The sequence below is a fragment of the Lentibacillus amyloliquefaciens genome, from assembly GCF_001307805.1.
Classification (GTDB): Bacteria; Bacillota; Bacilli; order Bacillales; family Amphibacillaceae; genus Lentibacillus; species Lentibacillus amyloliquefaciens.
Genome location: NZ_CP013862.1, coordinates 2,772,276 through 2,792,749 on the forward strand (window position 1 = coordinate 2,772,276; position 20,474 = coordinate 2,792,749).

The 20,474-nt window shown below is 44.1% G+C and carries 19 protein-coding genes and 1 riboswitch; of the genes, 9 read left to right on the forward strand and 10 right to left on the reverse strand.

Annotated elements, in window-relative coordinates; translation table 11 throughout:
- The first annotated feature begins 2 nt into the window (after positions 1-2).
- Positions 3-482 (forward strand): 23S rRNA (pseudouridine(1915)-N(3))-methyltransferase RlmH, encoded by a 480-nt coding sequence (gene rlmH, locus AOX59_RS14035; protein ID WP_068446498.1) that lies wholly within the window; start codon positions 3-5, stop codon positions 480-482.
- 86 nt (positions 483-568) lie between these two features.
- On the opposite strand, the gene AOX59_RS19750 is transcribed toward rlmH, so the two are convergent.
- Positions 569-760 carry a hypothetical protein gene (locus tag AOX59_RS19750; protein WP_156418708.1) on the reverse strand — a complete coding sequence of 64 codons (192 nt, stop codon included), beginning with the start codon at positions 758-760 and terminating at the stop codon, positions 569-571.
- Between the two features lie 444 nt (positions 761-1,204).
- On the opposite strand from AOX59_RS19750, the gene AOX59_RS14040 reads away from it, so the two are divergent.
- From AOX59_RS14040 to AOX59_RS14050, 3 genes are all read left to right on the forward strand, one after another.
- Positions 1,205-2,707 (forward strand): malate:quinone oxidoreductase, encoded by a 1,503-nt coding sequence (locus AOX59_RS14040; RefSeq protein ID WP_068448371.1) that lies wholly within the window; start codon positions 1,205-1,207, stop codon positions 2,705-2,707.
- A gap of 111 nt (positions 2,708-2,818) precedes the next feature.
- Positions 2,819-4,102 carry an acetyl-CoA hydrolase/transferase family protein gene (locus tag AOX59_RS14045; protein ID WP_068446500.1) on the forward strand — a complete coding sequence of 428 codons (1,284 nt, stop codon included), beginning with the start codon at positions 2,819-2,821 and terminating at the stop codon, positions 4,100-4,102.
- 177 nt (positions 4,103-4,279) lie between these two features.
- Positions 4,280-5,305, forward strand: coding sequence for an NADP-dependent oxidoreductase (locus AOX59_RS14050; RefSeq protein ID WP_068446502.1), 1,026 nt, complete (start codon positions 4,280-4,282; stop codon positions 5,303-5,305).
- A 116-nt stretch (positions 5,306-5,421) separates the two neighbouring features.
- Here the strand turns inward: AOX59_RS14050 and AOX59_RS14055 are convergent, their stop codons facing one another.
- From AOX59_RS14055 to AOX59_RS14070, 4 genes are all read right to left on the reverse strand, one after another.
- The gene (locus AOX59_RS14055) at positions 5,422-5,964 is read right to left on the reverse strand and encodes a phosphoribosyltransferase family protein (protein WP_068446504.1); all 543 of its coding nucleotides are present in this window, start codon (positions 5,962-5,964) and stop codon (positions 5,422-5,424) included.
- 22 nt (positions 5,965-5,986) lie between these two features.
- Positions 5,987-7,057 carry a guanine permease gene (locus AOX59_RS14060; protein ID WP_068446506.1) on the reverse strand — a complete coding sequence of 357 codons (1,071 nt, stop codon included), beginning with the start codon at positions 7,055-7,057 and terminating at the stop codon, positions 5,987-5,989.
- A 75-nt stretch (positions 7,058-7,132) separates the two neighbouring features.
- Positions 7,133-7,234, reverse strand: a riboswitch (purine riboswitch).
- 188 nt (positions 7,235-7,422) lie between these two features.
- Entirely contained in the window at positions 7,423-7,941 is a 519-nt protein-coding gene (locus AOX59_RS14065) for a GNAT family N-acetyltransferase (RefSeq protein ID WP_335338747.1), read from the reverse strand.
- A gap of 9 nt (positions 7,942-7,950) precedes the next feature.
- Positions 7,951-8,502 carry a TetR/AcrR family transcriptional regulator gene (locus AOX59_RS14070; protein ID WP_068446510.1) on the reverse strand — a complete coding sequence of 184 codons (552 nt, stop codon included), beginning with the start codon at positions 8,500-8,502 and terminating at the stop codon, positions 7,951-7,953.
- A 163-nt stretch (positions 8,503-8,665) separates the two neighbouring features.
- Between AOX59_RS14070 and AOX59_RS14075 the strand changes: the two genes are divergently transcribed.
- A complete protein-coding gene (locus tag AOX59_RS14075) occupies positions 8,666-10,714 on the forward strand; it encodes an efflux RND transporter permease subunit (RefSeq protein ID WP_068446512.1) in 2,049 nt (682 codons plus the stop codon).
- 4 nt (positions 10,715-10,718) lie between these two features.
- Entirely contained in the window at positions 10,719-12,566 is a 1,848-nt protein-coding gene (locus tag AOX59_RS14080) for a YhgE/Pip domain-containing protein (RefSeq protein ID WP_068446514.1), read from the forward strand.
- Positions 12,567-12,658: 92 nt separating this feature from the next.
- Here the strand turns inward: AOX59_RS14080 and AOX59_RS14085 are convergent, their stop codons facing one another.
- Positions 12,659-14,059 (reverse strand): vWA domain-containing protein, encoded by a 1,401-nt coding sequence (locus AOX59_RS14085; protein WP_169792879.1) that lies wholly within the window; start codon positions 14,057-14,059, stop codon positions 12,659-12,661.
- A gap of 234 nt (positions 14,060-14,293) precedes the next feature.
- On the opposite strand from AOX59_RS14085, the gene AOX59_RS14090 reads away from it, so the two are divergent.
- Positions 14,294-15,325 (forward strand): S66 family peptidase, encoded by a 1,032-nt coding sequence (locus AOX59_RS14090; RefSeq protein ID WP_068446518.1) that lies wholly within the window; start codon positions 14,294-14,296, stop codon positions 15,323-15,325.
- 109 nt (positions 15,326-15,434) lie between these two features.
- Here AOX59_RS14090 and AOX59_RS14095 read toward each other — a convergent pair whose 3' ends face one another.
- On the reverse strand, positions 15,435-15,860 hold the full coding sequence (locus AOX59_RS14095) for a MarR family winged helix-turn-helix transcriptional regulator (RefSeq protein ID WP_068446520.1): 426 nt from the start codon (positions 15,858-15,860) through the stop codon (positions 15,435-15,437).
- 270 nt (positions 15,861-16,130) lie between these two features.
- On the opposite strand from AOX59_RS14095, the gene AOX59_RS14100 reads away from it, so the two are divergent.
- Positions 16,131-16,436, forward strand: coding sequence for a monooxygenase (locus AOX59_RS14100; RefSeq protein WP_068446522.1), 306 nt, complete (start codon positions 16,131-16,133; stop codon positions 16,434-16,436).
- Positions 16,437-16,581: 145 nt separating this feature from the next.
- On the opposite strand, the gene AOX59_RS20490 is transcribed toward AOX59_RS14100, so the two are convergent.
- The 3 genes from AOX59_RS20490 to AOX59_RS14110 all read right to left on the reverse strand — a co-directional run bounded on the left by AOX59_RS20490 (position 16,582) and on the right by AOX59_RS14110 (position 19,292).
- Positions 16,582-16,710: a hypothetical protein gene (locus AOX59_RS20490; RefSeq protein WP_257720688.1), complete on the reverse strand. Its 129-nt coding sequence runs from the start codon at positions 16,708-16,710 to the stop codon at positions 16,582-16,584.
- Positions 16,711-16,845: 135 nt separating this feature from the next.
- Positions 16,846-18,765 (reverse strand): heavy metal translocating P-type ATPase, encoded by a 1,920-nt coding sequence (locus AOX59_RS14105; protein ID WP_068446524.1) that lies wholly within the window; start codon positions 18,763-18,765, stop codon positions 16,846-16,848.
- A gap of 137 nt (positions 18,766-18,902) precedes the next feature.
- Positions 18,903-19,292 carry a hypothetical protein gene (locus AOX59_RS14110; protein ID WP_156418709.1) on the reverse strand — a complete coding sequence of 130 codons (390 nt, stop codon included), beginning with the start codon at positions 19,290-19,292 and terminating at the stop codon, positions 18,903-18,905.
- 256 nt (positions 19,293-19,548) lie between these two features.
- On the opposite strand from AOX59_RS14110, the gene AOX59_RS14115 reads away from it, so the two are divergent.
- The gene (locus AOX59_RS14115) at positions 19,549-20,163 is read left to right on the forward strand and encodes an NUDIX hydrolase (protein ID WP_068446527.1); all 615 of its coding nucleotides are present in this window, start codon (positions 19,549-19,551) and stop codon (positions 20,161-20,163) included.
- Positions 20,164-20,474: the final 311 nt, after the last annotated feature.

A 20,474-nucleotide genomic window follows, 5' to 3' on the forward strand; every position in this document is an offset into this window, starting at 1 on the left:
GGATGAACATAACGATCATTGCTGTCGGAAAGCTAAAGGAAAAATACTTGAAGCAGGGTATCGAGGAATACCTGAAGCGGCTCGGGCCCTATGCGAAAGTCCAAATCAAGGAAGTTGCTGATGAAAAGGCGCCGGAAAACATGAGTGAGGCTGAGATACAGAATGTGAAACAGAAGGAAGGCGAGCGGATTCTCTCCCAAGTCAACCAGGACACCTATGTCATCACATTGGAGATTGACGGGAAGATGCTGACATCCGAAAAATTCGCTGCCAAACTGGATGAGCTTGCAACGTATGGCAAAAGTAAAATTGCCTTTGTCATCGGCGGCTCCGTTGGAATCAGCGATGACGTTGAGAAGCGCAGCGACCTGGCATTGTCATTTTCCAAGCTGACCTTTCCGCACCAGATGATGCGCATGATTTTGCTTGAGCAGGTTTATCGAGCATTTCGGATTATGCGGGGAGAACCGTACCATAAATAAGGGAATCAATAACTAAAAGTGCAATACAGTTACCATTGGATCAACCCTTACCATTTTAGTTGATTCGTGAAATAGCAAAATATCGATTAAAAGAAATTGTGGAAAATGATGTGAAATGGTAGTAAATCTCGCCACTCTTTGCTTCCATACCTTTGTTCATATGTATCATAGGCCTGCTCTGCCAGTGCCATAAACTCTTTCTTATCTATTTTTTCACCACCAGTTTTAGAAATTTCCTTACAAAATAACATAAAACTTTTGTTTGTCGAATTAACCACAGTAATTATTGTCGATATTTCCCGGGAAATGATTCTTCATAGTGAAAATTGACAAGATATTCTTTAAGTAATCAGTAGAAGGTAGTTCAGTTCGGTTACATGGGACAAGGTGTGGGTGTGATTACCTAATAAGTCATGTATTGAATCCAAGGACTAATTATTACATAGAAACATCTGAAATGTTAACACCGTATATATTGACAAATCAGATGTTGGGGAGCAAATTTAAGTGTTCAAAATGACTGCTGGATTACTTTGTCATCGGTGCGGGTAAACAGTAATAAAATATTTTATTTTTCATCTAAGAATGGTACACTATAGTTGGAATATATTGATTCAGAAAAGATGGGCGGCTGGAGAATTGCGTCCCTTTTTGTATGTGACGCCCGGATAAGAGCGCTTTCATCCTTTCTGCAAACTTTAATGGGTAAGGGATGGGAAAAAATGAGCAGTAAACAAATGACTTCAGACGTAATCCTGATCGGCGCAGGCATCATGAGTGCGACATTGGGATCACTTTTAAAAGAGCTGTCACCAGATATGAACATCACCGTTTTCGAAAAGCTCCAAAGCGCCGGTACGGAAAGTTCGAATGTATGGAATAATGCTGGTACAGGACATTCGGCATTATGCGAGCTTAATTACACGCCCGAAAAACCGGACGGATCAATTGATATCACGAAGGCCTTGACCATCAATGAACAATTTCAGGAGTCAAGACAGTTTTGGTCTCACCTTGTGAACAGCGGCTATATTGAGAATCCTAAAGAATTCATCAGACCGCTTCCGCATATGAGTCTGGTCCACGGGGGAGATAATGTGGATTTTTTGAAAAAGCGGTTTGAAACATTAACAGAAAACCGATTGTTTGAAGGAATGGAGTTTTCCGATGACCCGAAAAAAGTAGAAGAGTGGATTCCTCTGGTTATGAAAGGTCGGGACGTTAATCAGCCAATCGCAGCAACGAAAATCGACACAGGCACCGATATCAATTTTGGTGTGCTGACCAGTAAATTGCTGGCCCACCTGGAAGAACAAAACGTTAATATCAGATACAGTCATGAGGTGGAAGACATCCAGCGCACTGAAGACGGCAAATGGGAAGTCAAAGTGCAGAACTATGAAGATGATACTCTTGAATATCATACGGCGAATTTTGTCTTTATCGGCGGTGGCGGAGGTGCTTTGCCATTGCTGCAGAAAACAGACATACCGGAAAGCAAGCATGTGGGCGGCTTCCCTGTAAGCGGTCTGTTTATGGTGTGTAATAACCCGGATGTTGTGGCGCAGCATGATGCTAAAGTATATGGCAAAGCCGAGGTCGGTGCACCACCGATGTCGCTTCCGCATCTGGACACACGCTATATCGACGGCGAAAGAACATTATTGTTTGGGCCGTTCGCCGGCTTTTCACCGAAGTTCCTCAAAACCGGATCAAATATGGATTTATTAGGATCCGTCAGGCCGGATAACGCTTTTACGATGTTGGCAGCCGGTGCGAAAAACATGCAGCTGACCAGATTTCTGCTGCGGCAGCTGATGTTGTCGAAAGAACAGCGCGTGGAAGAGGTGCGCAAGTTCATTCCTGATGCTAAGACTGAGGATTGGGATCTCGTAACCGCGGGACAACGCGTGCAGGTGATTAAAGATACTGAAAAGGGCGGCCGCGGCACACTTCAATTCGGTACAGAAGTTGTCAATTCCGAGGACGGCACGATCGCAGCACTGCTTGGTGCTTCACCTGGTGCCTCAACAGCAGCATCAATCATGCTCGAGATCATTGAAAAATGCTTCCCGCATCGTTTGGACGAATGGGAACCAAAAATTAAAGAAATTATCCCATCTTATGGCTTGTCACTGAGAGAACATCCGGAGCTTATCCGTGACATTCATGCCACAACAGCAAAAGCGCTGAACTTAGAATATAGAGAAGCAAGCGGCGTATAAATTATAGAAAGCAAGCATTATTGGAAGCATCATTTGCCGTTTCAAGCAAATGAATGCTTCCTTTTTTTGCGGGACTTTCCGGAATAAATTTAATATGAGGAGTTATCAACCATGAACCCAGCACAACTATACAAGCAAAAACTCAAAACGAAAGAAGACGCAGTCACGTATATCCAGCCGGAAACCGATATCATCACCCCGATTCTTGCAGCAGAACCGGGATTACTTATGAAGCAGCTGGTCCTGCACGATGGGTTGAAAGGCAATCGCCTGTTCCAAATGCTTAGTTCCCATGAAGTCATCAATCCGGACCCGGAAAAACTCAAAGTCATCAGCATGTTTATGGGGGCGACGGAGCGAAAAGCATTTAAAGAGGGTAAAATTGACCTTTTGCCGAACAATTTTTCCGATGTCCCGAAAATTCTGAAACAAACAGGACGAAAGCCGGTTGTCATGTCTGTTGCTTCACCAATGAACGAAAATGGCTATTTTTCACTTGGAACGAACGCCGATCATACGATAGCCTTGATTCCGCATGCTGATAAGGTACTGCTTCAAGTGAATGAAAACATGCCGCGCACATTCGGGGAAAATCATGTTCATATTTCTGAGGTTACGGCGTTGATTGAAAACCATCAGCCGGTTCCTGAAGCACCTCAAGCACCTGAACAGTCGGAAAAAGACAAGCTTATCGGTGATGAGGTAGCGGGATTGATTGGTAATGGTGATACGCTGCAGATTGGTTTTGGCTCGATTCCCAATGCGATTATCGACAACTTAAAGCACTATCGGAACTTGAGCATCCACACAGAGATGGTGCCGGAGAAAATCATTTCGCTGTATGAGAGCGGGGCTGTAACAAACGAAAACAATCCATTTCAAAAAGGGAAAATGACTGCCACATTTGCCTTTGGATCAAGAGACCTTTATGACTTCATGCACGAAAATGAGACAATTTATATGATGCCGGTCAATAAGACGAACCACGTTGGCCTGCTGCAGGAAGCCAATAATCTGGTGACGGTGAATGCCGGTGTGGAAGTCGATTTCCTCGGTCAAGTCAACGCGGAAATGGTTGGGGGCACGTACTGGTCCTCAACAGGCGGTCAATCCGATTTTCAAGTTGCCTCGCGATTGTCAGAGGGTGGCCGGGGCGTCATTTGTCTGCATGCCACTGCCAAAAATGATACGATTTCCAAAATCGTGCCGTCACTTAGTCCGGGAACGCCGGTTACGACATCAAAAAATGACGTGGATTATATCATTACAGAATATGGTGTGGCACGCCTCCGCGGAAAAACCATACGCGAACGGACAAAAGCTCTGATTGCTATCGCCCATCCGGATTTCAAGGATGAGCTGACATTTAAGGCGAAAGAAATGGGGTATCTTTAGGTATAAAAATATCGTCTGAGTATTGATCAACTCATTGCAGGCATGGATGATCTTTTTGAAAGGTGGATAGTAAGTGCTGGAATAAATATACTTCTTCTATCCGAATCATTTTCATTGGCATAAATATGCTATCTTCACTACCATGGGAGACAAAGCTTCAGCAAAGGGGAGATTCACATGACACGCGTTAATAATCAAATTATTTTAGCTGAACGGCCACAGGGAATGCCGGGCAGCGATACATTTCAATTTGTGAAAAAAGATGTTGAGGACGTAAAGGAAGGTCAGATTCTGATTAAGACGTTGTATGTGTCCGTTGATCCATATATGCGGGGCAGAATGGCGAACGTGGAATCTTATGTTGAACCGTTTAAGCTGGGTGAAGTTATTGGGGGCGGATCGATTGGTGAAGTCATTGAATCCAAATCAGATCAGTTCACTGAAGGTAATGTTGTGACAGGAGCGTTCGGCTGGCAGGAATATTATGTCGCCGGTGAAAATGAAGTCCGGCAAATTGACCCCTCAAATGCACCTGTCACGACCAATCTGCACATATTGGGCATGACCGGTTTAACCGCCTACTTCGGTCTGTTGGATATCGGCACCCCGAAAGAAGGTGAAACAGTTGTGATTTCTGGAGCAGCCGGCTCAGTCGGTTCCACTGCCGGCCAAATCGCCAAAATCAAAGGTGCACGTGTTGTAGGCATTGCCGGCTCTGAGGAGAAAATCTCACTTTTGAAAGACGAACTTAACTTTGATGAAGGCATCAATTACAAAACGTCTAATGATATTAAAGAGGATTTAAAACAAGCATGCCCGAACGGTGTTGATGTGTATTTCGATAATGTCGGCGGGGAGATATCGGATACTGTCATGACGCAATTGAATAAGTATGCCCGGATTCCGGCCTGTGGCGCGATTTCTGCCTATAACATGGAAGAGCAGGACATCGGCCCGCGCGTACAGCAAACGCTGATTAAGAAAAGCGCTTTGATGCAAGGCTTCATCGTCGGCAATTATTCCGAACGCTTCAAGGAGGGTGCCAAGCATCTCGGCCAATGGCTGCAGGAAGGAAAACTCACCTATCGTGAAACAATCAAAGAAGGTTTTGAAAACATCCCGGAAGCATTTCTTGATTTGTTTCGCGGAAAGAATATTGGGAAGCTGCTTGTGAAAGTGGGTGAGCGGGAGTATGAGAAATAAATAATTGATAGATGATGAAACGGGGCTGATCCAATAGACGCTAAGTTGGCGCATCGGATCAGCCCCATTATTATGTTGATTTATGGAAAATTCATTCATTCTACTTCAAAAGTCGTTTATTTGATTTTAAAGACAGGCAGCTTTTCCAAAAAGACAATATCATCCCGTTCAGACGCACCACCTTCAGCCAATATAGCGGCCTTTGCGACAACGTCACCACCGGCTTTTTGAACCAATTCTTCAAGTGCCTGCATTGATTCACCGGTACTGATAACGTCATCGATCAGAGCGATGCGTTTGCCTTTGATCATGTTCGCATCGTGTGAATCCAGACATAATAACTGTGAGTTTTGAGTGGTGATGGAATTGACTTCATGGGTTAACGGCTTATCCATGTAGGCTTTAACATTTTTTCGTGCCACGATATAACGTTTCATGCCGAGTGCTTTCGCAACTTCGTGGACAAATGGGATGCCTTTCGCTTCTGCCGTGACAAGCATGTCAACCTTGGGCAGCCTTTTTGCCAGTAATGGAGCTGCAGCGGTGACAAGTTCCGTATCGCCCAAAACGATGAAGCTTGCTATCTTTAAGTCGTCATTTATGGCAATAATAGGCAGCTCGCGTGTGACCCCAGCGACATTCAGTTCATAAGTTTTCATTTGTAGACCCTCCAATAGACTACTAGACTCCAAAAATACTTAATAGAAACTCCATAATAACGCCGGCAAGCATTCCAAGGAATGGATCTGCTATAGCTGTCACAACCATTGTCATCCCGCCGATCAGACTGGCGCCGGCACCTTCTGCAGAGAGCGCGGCCTGTGCATTTCCGGGCAATGTCACAATCGCACCCAGAACAAACAGGAACCCGGCAATTGAAGCGCTTGGGACGAATTTACCGATTTTAGGCAAAAGCTTCAGAAATAGAATGATAGCCATCAAGGCCATCATGATGACACCGGATAAGACGGCATGGGGCGCATCGGCAGTAGCCGAAATAACGACTTCGACCGGCCCGCCGCCAAATAAAGAAGATGCCATGTCGGCAAGACTGCTGATAATTGTGATGGTATCGATACTAACATCTGTTTCAGCGATTTCTCCGTTAATCTTTCCGAATGCAATATTAGCGCCGATGTTTAAACAAACCATGGCGAGTGCACCGCGGATGATCATCGGTGATAGCATCAGCTTTTGCAGCTTAAGTTTTTCCTCAGTTGTATCCTCGGGGATGCGGTTTTTATCCTTTTCAACAAAATAGTTGATAAAGCTGGACAGAATCACAGACAGCGTGATCGTATAGACCAGATCTTTTGTTGCAATATAAACAATCAGCGCAACGACAAATGACGATATCCCGACGATTCGGTCCTGCTTTGCCATATCCCAGGATACTTTGGCAAGCATGATGCCGACGCCTGCCATCATGCCATTAGTGATGACAGGGCCGATCCAGTCAATGATAGTACCCATTAAGCCAAACAGCCCGATGACTAGCATGATGAATGCTCCAAAGAAAATCATCGACAGGCGTTCACGGAGATTTCCCCCCATTTTGCCTGCTACGGTGATGGTCTCTGCCTGAAATGAAATGACGGCAACATTACTCGTGATTGTGTTGCCAAACGCACCGACGATGAATGCCATCGCCGTTGGTACGGAGGCAAAACCGAATGTCATAGCAAGCAAACCCTGCGGCAGACCATTCAGCACACCGCTGAAAGCCGCCATAATGTCTTTTAATATGTCCATCCTGATGCTCCTTCTTTTCCCCAATGAGTGGCGGCACAAAAATAAAAAAGACCCCGAGAACGGGGCCTTTTTGCATATGTCAGAAGCACCGTCCATAGTAGAGTAATTTAAGGTTACTCTGTAGAGACTCCCAGTCCGTATTACCGGGAATATATGGGGAAATATATTGTGTTATTTACGAACAATATTATCATTCATTGCAAAAATATTCAATTTTTGAGCGTCTAATGATTATTTTTTGATGGTTATCATGTTAGAAATTAACAAAAGGCGAATGTATAATGGTTGGTGCGTTCGATGTTTTTGTCATCAGCCGCCTGATTGAGTTGTTCAGGAGCATACTGGCTGTTCGTATCAATAGGCGTTCATAAATATTTTTCCATTCGTATATCCGGCCACATTTTTCCCTGCCACCATGTAAAATCCTCAATCCTCCCAATTTCCCGATAACCAAGCTTTTGATATAATCTGTGAGCTCGTTTGTTGAAAGCAAACACACCCAGTTCAATGCGTTTGATGTTATTTGTTTTAATCTGTTTCTCCAAATAGTTCATAGCGGCATAACCGATGCCCTTGCTCTGTTCCTTATGTTCGCCGATGACAATCCCTATCCAGGCAGTTTTGGGTTCTTTTTTATAGAGATGGCTCGGGTCAATTATGTAGTTCATTTCGCCGATTAACTGGTCATCTGTGTAAATAAGATAAATCGTTTCGTATGTTAAGCGGTTTGCTAAGTCATTTATGCTTACATTCTTTGGCTTTCTTAACTCCGCTTCACTTTGAACAGGGTGGGTTAATCCCATTAATGCCGGATCGTTTTCCCATTGGTTAAGCGTCTTTAGTACATTTAAGTTTGGTTCAGTTAACTGTACAAATTGAATCATAATGGCACCTCATTCCCTAAACCTGAAACTATTAATCAGCTCAGCCATCTGTTTCGGGGATTTATCCATGTCGTTTGCCAGCCAGTGCTTGATGACGTAGATGCTTCCGCTAATAATAAACGTGCTGGCATATTCGGATATATCCTCGTCGACTTCATTATTGTCGATCCAGCTTTTGATCAGGAACGTGCGGGCAACATCCATGACACGACGTTCAAAAGATTGGTCACCGTTTCCGCTGAGAAGTGTCTGGCAGATATCACGTTTGGAAACAACGTATTCCAGCAGCTTTTCGGTCATCTTCAGTGCTTCTGCTTCCCGCTCGAAATTATATTGATTTAAGTAGATGTTTAAATCCGCAATCAGCTCTTCTTCAATTTGCTCGAGTAAGTCAAACTGGTCATGATAATGGCTGTAAAAGGTCGAGCGGTTAATGTCGGCCTCTTCGCAGATTTCTTTAACGGTAATCGCTGAAATTTGTTTCGTTTCCAATAAAGTGATTAAACTATCCTTTAAGACCATGCGAGTATACTTTTTCCGGCGGTCGAGTTTTTCGTTCATAAAATCGTCACACTTTCTTCTTAGCATTTGGCAACATATTTTTTCGAAGTGTTGGTTTTTGTACGCATGTTATAAAACTGTTTGTTGTAAATCCAACACGGTGTCGTATATAATATTATCGTGTTCGAATGGATGATGCAAGAGAGGATGAACACCGATTGATATGACAACACGCATTTTAAACAATAAAAAATCGATTGTAATCACATTTCTGTTGCTGATGATTATCAGCGCGGCGGTGCAGTTCGGCGTACCGGTCAATCACGATATGGTTGACTTTTTACCGGATGATACGCCTTCCATTGAAGCGACGGATGTTATGAATGAAGAATTTGACGGGGCGGTTGCCAATACCCGGGTCATGATGAAGGATTTTAGCATATCAGAGGCATTGGCTTTTAAGGGAGAGCTGGAAGCAGTTGATGGCGTCTCTGAAGTGATGTGGCTCGATGACGCGATTGATATTAAAAAACCGATTGAAATGGCAGATGCCGATACCGTTGAGTCATACTATGAGGATGACAATGCACTGTATTCTTTCCATATTGAAGAAGGCAAAGAAGTAGAAACGACCGATGCCGTCTATGAATTGATCGGTGAGGAGAACGCTATGTCAGGCGATGCTCTTGATACGGCAATCTCGCAAAAAATGACCGGGCAGGAGTCGATGAATGCCGCTTTGATTCTTGTGCCGATTATCATTTTGATTCTGTTATTATCGACACGGTCTTGGATTGAGCCGGTATTTTTCCTGACAGCAATCGGGGTATCGATCCTTATTAACCTCGGGACGAACGTGTTTGTCGGAGAGATCTCCTTTATAACACAGGCGGTGGCACCGATTCTGCAGCTGGCAGTGTCACTTGATTATGCGATATTTTTGCTTCACAGTTTTGACGATTACCGGAAAGAGACTGAGGACCCGACAGAGGCGATGAAACGTGCGATGAAGCGGTCATTTCCTGCCATCGCTGCGAGCGCATCAACAACGGTATTCGGATTTACGGCTTTGATGTTTATGGAATTTGGGCTTGGTGCTGACCTGGGGCTGAACCTAGTCAAAGGGATTTTGCTCAGCTTTATCAGTGTGATGATTTTCCTCCCGGCTCTGACGCTGATGTTTTATAAATGGATTGATAAAACGCAGCACCGGCCATTCATGCCGAGTATTTATCGCATCGGGAAACATGTTATGAAATTGCGCATCCCTGTGCTTCTGGTGGTACTAATCCTGATTGTTCCGGCGTTTCTGGCCCAGAGTCAGACCAACTTCCTTTATGGAACCGGCGGACAACCGGAAGATACACGGGCCGGAAGTGATTCTGCTGCAATTGAAGAGTCATTCGGTAAATTTACGCCGATGGTGCTGCTGGTGCCTAAAGGCGACCTCGCCCGGGAAGAAGAACTCGTCCAGGAGCTTGATGACTTCAATCATGTGAAAAGCACTGTCTCTTATGTTGATACCGTCGGAGCAGGCATACCGCCGGAGTACCTCGATGAATCACAGACCGAACAGTTCTTTTCGGAGAGTTACAGCCGGATTACGTTAAATACAACTACCAATAATGAGGGTGATGAAGCCTTTAACCTTGTGGAAAATGTCAGGGATACGGCAGCGAATTATTATGGTGATGATTTTCACGCCTTGGGACAGAGTGTCACCTTATATGATATGAAGGACATGGTAGAACAGGATAATACGGTTGTGAACATATTGACCGTTGTGACGATTGCCATAGTCCTGCTTGTCACATTCCGCTCGATTTCCATTCCGGTTATATTGCTTTTGACGATTCAGTCCGCTGTCTGGTTTAATTTATCGGTGCCGTATTTCACCAACTCATCACTCGTTTATATCGGATATCTGATTGTCAGTACGGTACAGCTGGCGGCGACAGTCGATTACGCGATTCTTTTCACGGAAAATTATACGCATAATCGAAAAAGAATGGGCGCAATGGCGGCGATTAAGAAAACCATTAACGAAAAAATCTTTTCGATTGGCGTGTCCGCATCGATTTTGTCCAGTGTCGGCTTTATCCTGTGGGCGACATCAAGTGATCCGATTGTTTCCTCCATTGGGCTCTTGCTCGGACGGGGTGCGTTATTGGCATTTCTGATGGTAGTGTTTTTACTGCCGGGGTTGTTGCTCATATGTGACCGGATTATTGAAAAAACAACATGGAAACCAAACTTTTTTAAAGGGAAGTGATGCTATGCGGCTCAAAAAAATAATGATTCTATTGATGAGTGCCGTTCTGGTATTCGGGTCGACGCCTTTTGCCGCTTTAGCTGAAAATAATAATGACGGAGAAAAATCGGATACAGAACCGGGTAAGTACTCTTCAAAGGATGAGGCTATTTACGGCAATTTGGATGCAGGCGGTGCATTGCAGGATATGTATGTGGTCAACACGTTTCACGTCACCGATCCCGGTGAAATCACAGACTATGGAGACTATACCGATGTGCGGAACTTGAGTAACTTAAATGATATTGAACAAAGTAACAATAAAGTCCGCTTTCAGGCGGAAGGTGAGGAGTTTTATTATCAGGGCGGCATGAACGAAAAGCCGCTCCCATGGAACATTGATATCACTTACATGCTTGACGGGGAAGAAGTGACACCTGAGGAATTGACAGGTCAGAGCGGTTCACTGGAAATTCAGATTTCCACATCCGCGAATGAAAGTGTCGATCCAGTGTTTTTCGAAAATTATTTGCTGCAGATTTCGCTGACACTTGATCCATCTAAGGCTGATAATATTCAGGCACCGGACGGCACGAAGGCAACTTCCGGCAAAAACACCCAAGTGTCATTCACCGGCATGCCTGATACAGCGGAAGAATTTATTGTGACAGCGGATGTTACTAACTTCGAAATGGACCCGATTGACATTTCGGGTGCACCATATTCGATGTCGATTGAAAATCCGGATATCAGCGGCATGAAAGGCGATATGCAGTCATTATCTGATGCCATCAGCGAAATAGACAGCGGTGTTGGCGACTTGAACAGCGGAATTGCGGATTTGAGTGCCGGCGCGAGTGATTTGAGCAGCGGTTCGAGTGATTATAAGAGCGGGATTAATGACTTAAATCAGTCTTCCGGCGAACTGGTGAATGGTTCTGCCAGTATTCGGGATGCTTTAAATAAGGTGAATGAGTCGGTTCAGGGTGGAGCACCGGAAGCACCGGACTTGAGTGAGCTTGAAGCATTGCCAAGCGGACTTCGTGACCTGGCAAGCCGTTTGCGTGAGTCTGCTGATGGGCTTGATACGCTGAAAGAGAATTATAATAATGCAAATGGCAGTTTGGAAGAAGCGATGAACGGCATTCCGGACTATCAAATAAATGAAGAGACAATTAATGCAATCAAGGATCAACTTAATGAACAAAGCGGAAATAGTGCTGATCAGAAAAAAGCCATGGATCAGCTCTTTGAAACCTATCAAGCTGCGCAGAATGCCAAAGGAACATATCAGGAGGTTAAGAACGCATTTGACTCTGTAGAAAGTACATTGAATAATGTTTCCAATGGTATCAGAGAAATGGCTGATAAAGCCGAAACAACCGCTTCCGAGATCGAAAAAGGTCTCGAAAACATGGATCAGATGAGCGCGCTGAAGGATCTGCAAAATGGACTGTCATCACTTGCTTCCGAATACCAGTCATTCCATAGCGGCCTCGTGGAGTATACGGATGGCGTCGGAAGTCTGGCATCGTCCTACGGTGAACTGGACTCAGGTATTCAGGAACTTGGAAATGGCGCTTCATCCTTGAACAGCGGGGCGAGCGAGCTGAAAAACGGCACGGAGCAACTTGAAGAAAGAACCAGTGACATGCCCGGTGAAATGCAATCAGAAGTTGATGAGATGATGGATGAATATGATGCTTCCGATTTTGAACCGCAATCGTTTGTTTCGGATCAAAATGAAAAAGTCGAGGTCGTGCAATTTGTTCTGCAGACAGAACCAATCGAAGCAAAAGAATCCGAGACAGCGGAAGAAACTGACGAAGAGGAAAAAGGCTTTTGGGAGCGGCTGATGGATCTTTTTAGATAAAATACAGGAAAAGTCAGCCTGTCTTCTTCAGTTAACTCAAGCATAAAAGAACAACCCCTCTGTACTTATTTTGCAGGGGGGTTGTCTTATCATCAGTCTTCTGTGCTGTTGCTGTATTGTTCCTCAATTTCGTTTCTTGCTTCATCGACTTGTTTTTCCTTAAGCTCATACAAATCATCAAAGATTTGATCCTGATAATCAGTGGACATGTCAATGCGTTCATCTCTTAAATCATATAAAACAGATTTAGTTTCTCTGGAAATATCATCATTTGACTGTAGATATTCAAATACTTCATGGAAATTTTGTCTCTCACGTTTCCATCTGTCAGCCCATTCTCCGCGGAAATCCCGAATCATTTGCATGCGCTCAACGCTTATCTGTCGCACATCACTGACAGCATCCGCTTTCCATTGTCTCCATTCTGAAGCCATATTTTGAGTACGCTCAAATTCATCCATTAGCTGGTCCTGGTTTTTGACCAAGGTATATGTACCATCTGAAGCATCTGCAATATCCTTCAGTTGTTTTTGTCCTTCACTGTCAACATCCAGCCCGATAACGTTAACGAGCGGTGTGATGTCAGATCCAGATAATTCCTCGGCTGCTGCCACAGGGTCTCCGTCACAAGTTTCGATGCCATCACTGACAACATAGATAATATTAGTGTTATGCTCACCATCGAATTCCTGCATGTCTTCCATCGCAAGGTTGATAGCATCCGCAAGCGGTGTCCAGCCGGCCGGTTGGAATTTTTCCATTGCTTTGTCTAAACCGTTTTTGTCATAGGGCTGTATGTCATAAACCAGCTCGTTACTCGCGCAGGACAGCTCTTTATCGGAATCTTCACTGCTTCCTTCAAACCCATAAACACGAATCCCGACATTCGCATCTTCCGGTAACCCACTGGAAAATTCAGTGATTGACTCCTTTGCGATAGACATCCGTGTTTTTTCACCGGCATAGGCTGCCATACTGCCGCTGGCATCCAAAATGACTTCCACATTATAATTTTCTTTGAATTGCAGCTTGGGGTCATCGGATTCAGGACTGCCAAATGAAAGTGTTCGCCACTTTTTAACGATATTTTCAGGGTCCGGAAAATCCTCAGCAAATAAGGAAAGCAATTTTGCCCAATAAGAATTGATTTCTTCCTCTGATGGTTCCCCGGTCAATTTGGGTAACTTATCCAATGCCTCTTGGATGTCCACCTCCTGGTCTTCGTATGCAGTTCCGGCAAACGGACCTGCCGGGTAGTCGATCAGCCCCTCCAGATCAGCAGGAGGGTCAGGTATATCGGCAAACAAAGAACCTTCACCGCTGGCAGAGGTTTCCGCAGTTTGACCCCTCTCTGTTGTATTTTCATTCTTATCCTTTTCGTCATCTTCATTTTCTTCGCTTTGCACTTTATCTTGCTCTTCTTCTGTTGATGATTCTTTTCCCTCATCAGAGGCGCAGGCCGAAATGACCACTATTAAAAAAAGCAATAACATGAGTATGGTTCGACGCCGCATTTTAATTATCAGTTCAAAAACCCCCCTTGATATATAAAGATAGATAAGTAAAGTAATATCAACAGTATACTATAAGGAACTACCTTCTTGAAAGAAGAGTAATCAAAATGAAATTCTTTTTTTTCAGAAGGTTAAATTCTCTAAAAGTTTGATCATTTCATTAATTATTATGTTACTATTAAACGAATATCATAAAAAAGGGTGGTGGTCGGGATGCTTGTCAAACCAGCTAAATTGAATCCCGGCGACAAAGTGGCAACAATCAGTCCGTCATGGGGCGGGGCCGGAGAGCCTGAGCTCAGATGGCGCTATGAGCAAGGTGTGGAGCGGCTGTGTGATGTGTTCGGTCTTGAAGTCATTGCGATGCCAAACAGTTTAAAAGGTGCCAAATATCTATATGAGCATCCGGAGGCTCGAGCAGAAGACCTGATGGCTGCATTCCGTGACGATAGCATTAAAGGTATTATCGCGAATATCGGCGGGAGTGAAAGCATCCGGTTACTGTCATATATTGATTTTGACGTGATAAAGGCGAACCCGAAGATTTTCATGGGCTATTCGGATGTGACAATTCCACATTTGTTCTGCCATAAAGCTGGGTTATCCTCGTTTTACGGACCGGCAATCATGACTGACTTTGCTGAGAACGTGGAAATGCTTCCGTATACGGTGGACATGGTCAAACGGGTATTATTTTCAGACGATGCTATCGGAGAAATCAAGCCTGCAGGGGAATGGACGAGTGAACGTCTGGAATGGGACATTAAGAACAAATACATCCGGCGCACGATGAAAACCAATCAGAAATATGAAGTTCTGCAAGGATCGGTAACCGTTCAGGGGCGTCTAATCGGCGGCTGTATGGGCGTGTTGGAATTCGCCAAAGGGACCGTTATCTGGCCTGATGAAAACTATTGGGAGGATAGCATTCTGTTCTTTGAAACGTCAGAAGAAAAGCCGCCGCCCGAGTCTATAAAACGCTGGCTGCGCAATTATGCCGCACAGGGGATTTTGCACAAAACGAACGGTATTATCTTCGGTAAACCTCAGGATGAAACGTATTATAATGAGTATAGAGAAGCAATAGAAACGGTGATGAAGGAATATCAGCTGGAGGACTTGCCGATACTGTATAATCTGAATTTCGGGCATACCGAGCCAAAGATGATATTGCCGTATGGTGCAATGGCTGAAGTGGATTGTAACAAAGGCAAGTTTTCGATATTGGAAAACGGTGTAGTATAAGTAGCATTTTTGAACAGAAAAGCGCATGTGCACCTGAAAATGGTGCACATGCGTTATTTTTATCCCGCTGAATGCAGTTTCACTTTATTGACAATATCTCTGCCAAGAATTAGTTGTGCAGCTTTCTTAATAAGTGAAGCAGCTGTTTCTTTTCTTCTGTTGTGAGTTGGTTAGATTTCTCCCATTGATAGTTTTCCAATTGAGGCGTTATTTCCCGGTAAAGTTTTTGACCCAGTTTCGTCAGCGAAATGTAGTTTGTCCGCCAATCTTTTTTACGGCTGATCAGATAACGGTCCTCAAGTTTGCCCAGAAGCTGCGTGATATTCCCTTTTGTCACGAGCAGCATTTCCGCCAGTTCCTGCTGTGCCAACGTCCGATGCTCACCCAGACGGCTGATGATATCCATTTGTGCATTCGTTAAATTCCATTCATTTAATAGCTCATTGGTTCCTTTAAGATTGTCTTTATGGACACGCGTTAGCCGATGCCATAACAGTGTGCTTAATTTTTTGGAATGTTTCACATTTTTGTTCAAGTTTCGACCTCCTCAAAGGGGCGTTTATGTAATAAAATAGTTTAGTTATAAACTCAACAAGGTCATTATAAGTTTATAACTAAACTTAAATACTGTCAAATCTGCAGACTTTAAAAGGTTGTTATGCAAACGATTTGGAAGCAAGCGTTATACTTTAGCCTGAATCGCAAAATGATAAAATAGGAAATGAAAGATTCGCTCATTGATCATAATCTGTTTAATGATTTGTTGAGCCTTAAATTATATTGAATTTGAAACGGAGGAAATAAAATGGCGTATATTTTGCAAATGGATTTCAAGTTGGATGGGCCATTCGGTGACGAGATGGCTGAAGCATTCTCCGATTTGGCAAAAAGCATTAATGAAGAAGAAGGATTTATATGGAAAATTTGGACGGAAAATCGGGAGGCAAAAGAAGCTGGAGGTATTTATATGTTTGACTCAAAAGAGTCAGCTGAAAAATATCAAACGAAACACACGGAAAGGTTAAAGGGATTTGGCATCAATTCCGTTAACGGGAAAATATTCGAAGTGAATGATCAATTAACACAGATTAATAACGGTCCGATTGACTAACTAAAGCGTGTTGTGTTGGGCAAGTTAGGATACACCGCTCTTTTAAATTATGGCGTAAATGATAAATGCTGGGGGTTTGTCAAATAAAGTGTGTAAATTATAATTCACACCAGATATTTTAAAACCCGGCAGTGTGGAACAGATGTCATTCCACACTTTTTACAGGTATTTTTCCTATTCTGATGTCAAGCCATATGTAGCTTTCCCGGTATGTGACATGATGAATGCGCTCGATTTCTTTATATCCCAGTTTTTGACGGTTTGTTAATTTCAAACACACCTAATTCGATACGGTAGTTTCCATCTTTTTCAGTTCTTAGAGGTATTTTATGGCTAAGGCGTCGATTCCCTTTCCCTCCAGCTCATCGATTGTAGTCCCCCACACAGTTCCGGGCAATTTTTGAAACGATTATTTCAACATCCGCAATCCATTTAAAATGACCAGGATTGTACTTCCCTCATGACCGATGACGCCTAACGGAAGGTCGAGCATCTGCAGATAGTTGGTCAAAATAAGTACGACAATCACGCTTAAGGAAAAAACGATATTTTGTTTGACGATTCGGTTCATCCGTCTTGATAGATTGATAGAGTTGGTGATGCGCTCCAGGTTGTTTTTCATGAGAACCATATCAGCAGTTTCGAGGGCAACACCGGTTCCCTCACCCATCGCAACGCCAACATTTGCGCTTGCCAGTGCCGGCGCATCGTTAATGCCGTCGCCGACCATGGCGATGTTCTCGTATTTCTCACGCAATGCTTTGACATGCTCTACTTTTTCCTGGGGCAAGCAGCTGGCGATGTAGTGATCAATGCCGGCTTCATCAGCGACGGCTTTAGCGGTCCGTTCATTATCGCCCGTGATCATGACAGTGTGGATACGTGCCTTTTTCAGTTTACTAATCGCTTTTTTCGTCGATTTCCTGATGGTGTCTTTTAATGCAAATACGGCGACGATGGTGTCATCGGCTTTTGCAAAAATAATCGTTTTGCCTTCTGCCGCCAGTTCGGCGGAGACATTTGCGAATGCTTCCGCCTCTTTTCTCCCGACAAAGTCCGGATTTCCGATTTCCCACTTTTGGTTATCGACAATCGCTGTTACACCTTTTCCACCCAGTGTTTTCATATCATGTACGTCAATGGACGGATTGTCGTCATGCTGTTGCTTGCTGTATGTTGTAAGTGCCTGCGCCAGCGGGTGTGTGGATTCATTTTCAATCGCGCCCACAACTGCTGTAACGTATGTTTTGTCCGCTTCATCAGCGAAATAAGCATCGGTAACTTCCGGCTTCCCTTTGGTCAAGGTTCCTGTTTTATCGAAGGCAATTGCGTTAATGTGGCTCAGATTCTCCACATGGATGCCGCCTTTGAACAGAACACCTTTGCGTGCAGCGTTGGATATCGCCGACAGCGTAGCCGGTGTAATCGATGCCACTAGGGCACAAGGTGATGCAACGACCAAGAGCACCAGCGCCCGGTAGATACTTTCCGATAATGCCCAGTCAAAAAGGAGATAGGGCAGGAAAAGCATAATGACAACTGTAATTAAAACACCATAAACATAGGTTGATTCAAACCGGTCGATAAATAACTGGGATGGTGATTTTTCTTTCTGTGCGGACTGCACCATGCTGATAATCTTTTGAAAGACTGTCTCGGTCGGCTTTTTCGTAATTCTGACTGTCAATGTACCGTCCAGCGCAACCGTCCCGGCATACACATCATTTCCATTCTTCTTGCTTAATGGCATGGATTCACCGGTGATCGCATTTTCATCAATGGCGCTTGTGCCTTTGGTGATTGCGCCGTCAGCCGGAATGCGTTCACCTGCCCGGACAAGGATGGCATCATCAATTGCAAGCGTTGAAACAGGTACGGTCTTTTCTACGTCATTCTCCAGCAGGATGGCTTCTTCGGGCTGCATTTCCATTAAAGAAGAAATGGCTCGGTTGCTTTTATTCATGGAGTACGTTTCCAGAGCGCCTGACAATGCAAAGATGAAAATCAGGATCGCCCCCTCTGTCCAATAACCGATGGCAACGGATCCGACAGCGGCAAAAATCATTAACATCTCCACGTTTAATTTCTTTGTACGGATTGTTTCCATAATGCCCTCTTTGGCTTTTGCATACCCGCCGATGGCAAATGCAATCAAATGAAGGATGACCCACATCGGCTGGGAAAGGATACTTTCCATTGACCATGTCAGGAGGATAAGAAAACCGCTGATGAGTGCAGCGATTAATTCGATATGATCACGGATCCTCCTGTAAAACGCATTCTCCTGAAAGAAATTGAGGGGGTCAGACTCCTTATTATCCGTCGCCATTCTCGATACCTCCTAATTGATAATAATAACCATTCGCATCTAATTATAATAATTATAATTTAATATTTATTATAATTATACTATGTGAGAGGAAGAAGTCAATGGGTAAATTGTCCGTTTAAATGCTAATAGAAGGATTAGAGTGCTTCGGTTGGCGTTTCATGCTTTTTATAATAATTATTAATAAGTTCCATATAAAAGATGAGCGTGTTTTGTTTTAATGTGCGGATTTCCAGATAACCCCCGAACATAAACTGAAAAGTTACAACGGCTGATTCAACATATTCACCGATGAACAGCGCCCCAATCACTGCAATCGTAACGAGCAATTCAATGCTGAATGCTTTCATCCTATGGGCCTGAAATGTCTTGATGAAAATCGGGATCCCTGCCAGGAAGGTCGCCGCAAACAGCGTTCCGGTCTGGGATGCTTGCCAATTCATAAAATGAAAGATAGGTGCCAGAACTAATAATCTACCGGTAATCGCCGTAATGTGGTTTTTGTGCCTGTTAATTAAACCAATCATGATCATCTTCCTCCCCCTTCATTTCATCATAAGGGGTTTGCAGTCAAAAGAAATTGACCGGTGTCAAGTCTGGGAAAGTTAAAATGCAGTTTTTACAAAAATCGGGTTAACAGAGCCGAATAACCAGCAAGAAAAATCGATGAGCGATTGATCCGCCGAGTCAATTGTTTAACAGCAAAATTAAAAAAGAAGCATTTTGGTTATCCATTCCTTGCCAGTCTGCTATAGTATAAGAAAGCAAGTATGAGGTGATCGGATGGATCTGCAATCAATCATGACTAAAATCAAATACCACACACCATCTGTCCTGGGGCATGAGCAATTCATGAAATCAGCTGTACTTTTGCCATTAATACAGAAGGACAATGAACTGCATGTGCTGTTTGAAGTGCGTGCGGAGAGCATGAGGCGGCAACCGGGAGAAATATGCTTTCCGGGAGGCCGGATTGACCCGCAGGACAGAGACGTGTGTTCTGCGGCGATTCGGGAAACGACAGAGGAGCTCGGTATCGGTTCAGAAGCGATTTCGAATGTCTACCCATTGGACTATATGGTAACGCCTTTTGGCATGATCGTTTACCCGCATACGGGCCTGATCACCCTTCAGGGGCAGCTTCAACCGAACCCATCCGAAGTCGGTGAGCTGTTTTCGGTGCCGTTGTCATTTTTCCTTGAAAATGAACCGGACATACACCATGTTCATCTGCAGGTACAGCCTGATGCTTCCTTTCCGGTTGAATTGATCCCGGGTGGTGAGAATTATAACTGGCGCACGAGTCATATTAATGAGTATTTTTACATTTACGGGGATAGAGTCATTTGGGGATTGACAGCGCGCATTCTTTCTCATTTTATTGATATGATCCGTTAAAGTGGTTGTTCAAAAAGTCCGGTAAAAATGACACTTCGACTAGGACCTTCTGTGCCTGCGATTACTCGGCACAAAAAAATTGCTAAAACCGCCCACGTCAATCGCTGGACACAGAACTCACCACAACACGCGAGAAGCTCGCTGGCTTGCTTTTCCGTTCCTCACGTATAACTGCATATGTTCCGGGACCGGGAGCTTCGCCGCCTCGAACTTTCGAAGCGATTGACGTGCTAGTGCCGGTATCCGCACAGGACGCCCGAGGCCTTATCCGACCGGTCTTTTTTCCTCGCATATAATGAATCAGTAACCCG